Origin of the sequence: Rhodococcus sp. BS-15, from assembly GCF_000813105.1 — a bacterium.
Lineage (GTDB): Bacteria > Actinomycetota > Actinomycetes > Mycobacteriales > Mycobacteriaceae > Rhodococcoides.
Genome location: NZ_BAOX01000413.1, coordinates 1 through 3,246, shown reverse-complemented (window position 1 = coordinate 3,246; position 3,246 = coordinate 1). Strand labels below are relative to the sequence as shown.

The window sequence follows — 3,246 nt, the reverse complement described above, 5'->3', positions numbered from 1 at the left end:
TCGAGCCAGTCGGCGTCGAGCGGCGCGTTCTGCGTTTCCCACCGGATCAGAGAACGCATTCGTTCGCGAGTCGGTCGCACCAGAATAGGCACCGCGTGCAGAAGATACGCCAGGCGCATGCCGGCGAAACGCGAAGGGGGATCCAGTAGGACGAGTGTGCCGACTCGCTCCGGCCGTTGCAGCGCGTACTCGAGTGCCACCGTTGCCCCGTACCCATGTCCGACAACCGAGGTCCGCGTGACCTCGAGAGTGCCGATGACCTGATCGAGCCAGCACATCAGGTCATCGACCGTGCGGATCGGTTTGCGACCGACCACGCTTCGCCCGGGCTCACCCATCGGGTCGATTGCGAAGACCCGGTTGCCTCGGGCCAGGGCCGCGACGTTGGCGAACCAGACGGTCGAGGTCGCTCCGCCACCGGGCAGCAGTACCACCGGAGGTCCGTCGAGGGGGCCGGAGGCGTTGACTCGGGTTGTGCCGTAGTCGGATTCGACGTCGATGGTGTCGATGGGTAGCGGCCACTTCGCCAGCACGCGGTCGTACGCCGAAAAGAACTCCTCAGCTGCGGGGCTGTCACCGATCCGACTCACTGAACCTCCCAAGTATCTCGACAATCGAGATATTAGATGATCGTGATAGTTTTGGGCAACACTTCTCGGCCACCTCGAACACGACCACTACTGCTGTGGGCACCGTCGATCATCCCGCTGTGCGGTCGAGGACGTGGCACCGCGAGAGCCGTAGACCCGACCTGGACACACGGGTATGACATATCGGGCATCGATTTGACCATGCCCCAGGGGCGCAGTTTCAAATGTGCTGAGAGGGACCAGCCAGTTGACGACCAATGCGGCAACCCGGCCTGCCTCGACCGCCGCCGACGAGAGGATTTCGATGAACGCTACTGCCGCGTCAGGCCACGAGCTACGCCCGCTCGGTGCGTTCGAGCGAATCATCGATCTGTACATCCATCGCAACCCCGTGCAGTTCTCGCTCGCTGTCGAGTGCGGCCGCGTACTACGCGAGCGCGAGGTCGACGAGGCACTACGTCGTCTTCAGAAAGCGCATCCGTTGCTTGCGTCAATGATCGACCGGAGTGGATCGAGACCGCTCTTTCGGTTCTCGAACAACGCAATCCAGCTGCGTACAGCGTCCGCATCCACGTGGCATGCGCAGGCGGCCATCGAACAGACGCGGCCGATTCCGCCGTCGCCGGGACCACTTGCGCGAGCGGTACTAGTTCCTGATGCTCCTTCGCCGGGACGTACCACCATCGTGCTCACGTTCTCGCACCAGATTGCAGACGGGCGTGGTGCTCTGGGCGCGGCGCATGATCTCCTTGCGATCCTGGATGGTCACGATATTCGTACGCGTGAGGTGCCGATCTGCCAAGAAGACCTGATGCAGCTGGTCGAACCGGAACCGATTCCTTCGGTCCAGGACGAGGTGCCCGGCAGCGAACACATGGTGCAGACAGCTCCAGCATCGCTACGGCCGTTCGATGAGACTGCTCCGCCTGTCGTGGGACACGCCGAACTCGACGAGGTCAGCGTCGACCGGATCCGACGGAGCGCTCGCTTGCATTCCTGCACTGTGCAATCGATGCTGTGCGCAGCCGCAGCGACGTCGCTGTTCGAGGCCTCGAACAGGGACAGAGTGCGAATCAATGTGCCGATCGATCTGCGCGGCGCAGCCGGACTCGAAGACGATGTAGTCATTCGCTTCACAGCGACCTCCGTCGTTCTCTCCCGTCCGTCACGAACAGCGTTCTGGGAACTCGCCCACGCCGCCACAACGCAGTTGGCGACTGCGCGGACGTTGGAGGCGACACGTAGGTCGGTCTTGGCGCTGGCCGCGCTGAATCCGGTTGATTCCGGGGGAGCCGAGCAGGCCATGCTCGCCGCCACGAACGCGGACATCGAGATCACAAACCTCGGTGTATCCAGCGACATCGGCACTGACGCTTCGGCGCAGGCGATCTGGGGACCGGTGATGAGCACCCAGGTCGAGAACGAGTTGGTCCTCGGGGTAGTCACTCACGGTGACAGGTTGCGCATGACCATGACCAGTCAGGGGTCGGTCAGCGGGCTGCTTTCAGGAATAGTTGCCCAACTCACCGCAGCATCTCATGAAAGCGGGGCGCGAATCTGGCAGCGACCAGGTCGATCGTCACGACTCGAAGACACATAGTGACGGTGGTCCAAGGCGTCACACCCTGCTGTCCGCCATTGTGTAGTCCCGTCTTTCGCGCCTCGGCATCGCAGGACCCCACGGCCGTCGGATCGCCGTTCTCGAGTCAGCACATCACGTTTACAACACTGAAGATGACCGTTCCGGCCGGAGCGGTCATATTCCGAGGAAAGGACCACTGTGGATACCGCACGCGAACCGAATCTCGAGAAATTCGCCCGAGACGCCACCGGCTTCGCCGTACTCACGCCAGAGGACCCGGCCTACGACGGGTCGACGGAAATCTGGAACGGATTCGTCACCGCCCGTCCCCGTGTTCTCGTCAGAGCGACCCGAGCGGAGCACGTGCAGGAGGCCCTGAGGATTGCGGCGAAGAGCAACATGCCCGTCTCGGTGAAGAGCGGGGGGCACGACTGGGCCGGCCGGGCGCTCACGGCCGGTGGACTGACTGTCGACCTGTCGGCCATGCGTGAGGTGCGGATCGACGTCGACCGCCGGCTGGCGCGACTGGGCGGTGGTGCCCGTCTCGCCGATGTCGTGGATGCGGCCGGTGCCCATGGACTGGCCGCCGCTACCGGTACCTACAGTGACGTGGGGTACACCGGATGGGCAATCGGAGGCGGTTATGGGCCTCTCAGTGGAATCGTGGGATTGGGCGCGGACAACATCGTCGAGGCGCAACTCGTGACGGCCGACGGATCAATCGTGACCGCCTCGCAGCAGCAGGATGCCGACCTGCTCTGGGCCATCAGGGGCGGAGGCGGCAACTTCGGTGTCATCACCGAGCTCACCGTGCGCCTGCACCCATTGCCGGAGGTCGCTGTGGGTGCGGTCATGTTCGGGGCGGATCAGATGCAGGGGGCGCTCGCTCGACTCGACTCGGTGCTGGATGCAGCCCCCGGCGAACTCTCCGTTCAGCCGGCAATCATGGCAGGCGACGACGGGTCGCCGTCGCTCACGCTGTCCCTGACCTGGGCGGGCACCTTCGGCGGCGAGGCCGATCACTGGTTCGGCCGGCTGCCGGGCTCGGCACCCCTGCCACCCGCTTCGACGTCA

The 3,246-nt window shown here is 64.1% G+C and carries 3 protein-coding genes; 2 read left to right on the top strand and 1 reads right to left on the bottom strand.

The window, feature by feature from the left end; genetic code table 11:
* On the bottom strand, positions 1-590 hold a 590-nt coding region (locus tag RHBS_RS26005), incomplete at its 3' end, for an alpha/beta fold hydrolase (RefSeq protein ID WP_237669741.1).
* A 304-nt stretch (positions 591-894) separates the two neighbouring features.
* Between RHBS_RS26005 and RHBS_RS26000 the strand changes: the two genes are divergently transcribed.
* Together RHBS_RS26000 and RHBS_RS25995 are read left to right on the top strand one after the other, a co-directional pair.
* Entirely contained in the window at positions 895-2,190 is a 1,296-nt protein-coding gene (locus tag RHBS_RS26000; protein WP_128646826.1) for a peptide synthetase, read from the top strand.
* A gap of 180 nt (positions 2,191-2,370) precedes the next feature.
* Positions 2,371-3,246, top strand: an 876-nt coding sequence (locus RHBS_RS25995; RefSeq protein WP_145977615.1) for an FAD-binding oxidoreductase, incomplete at its 3' end; no start/stop codon positions are given.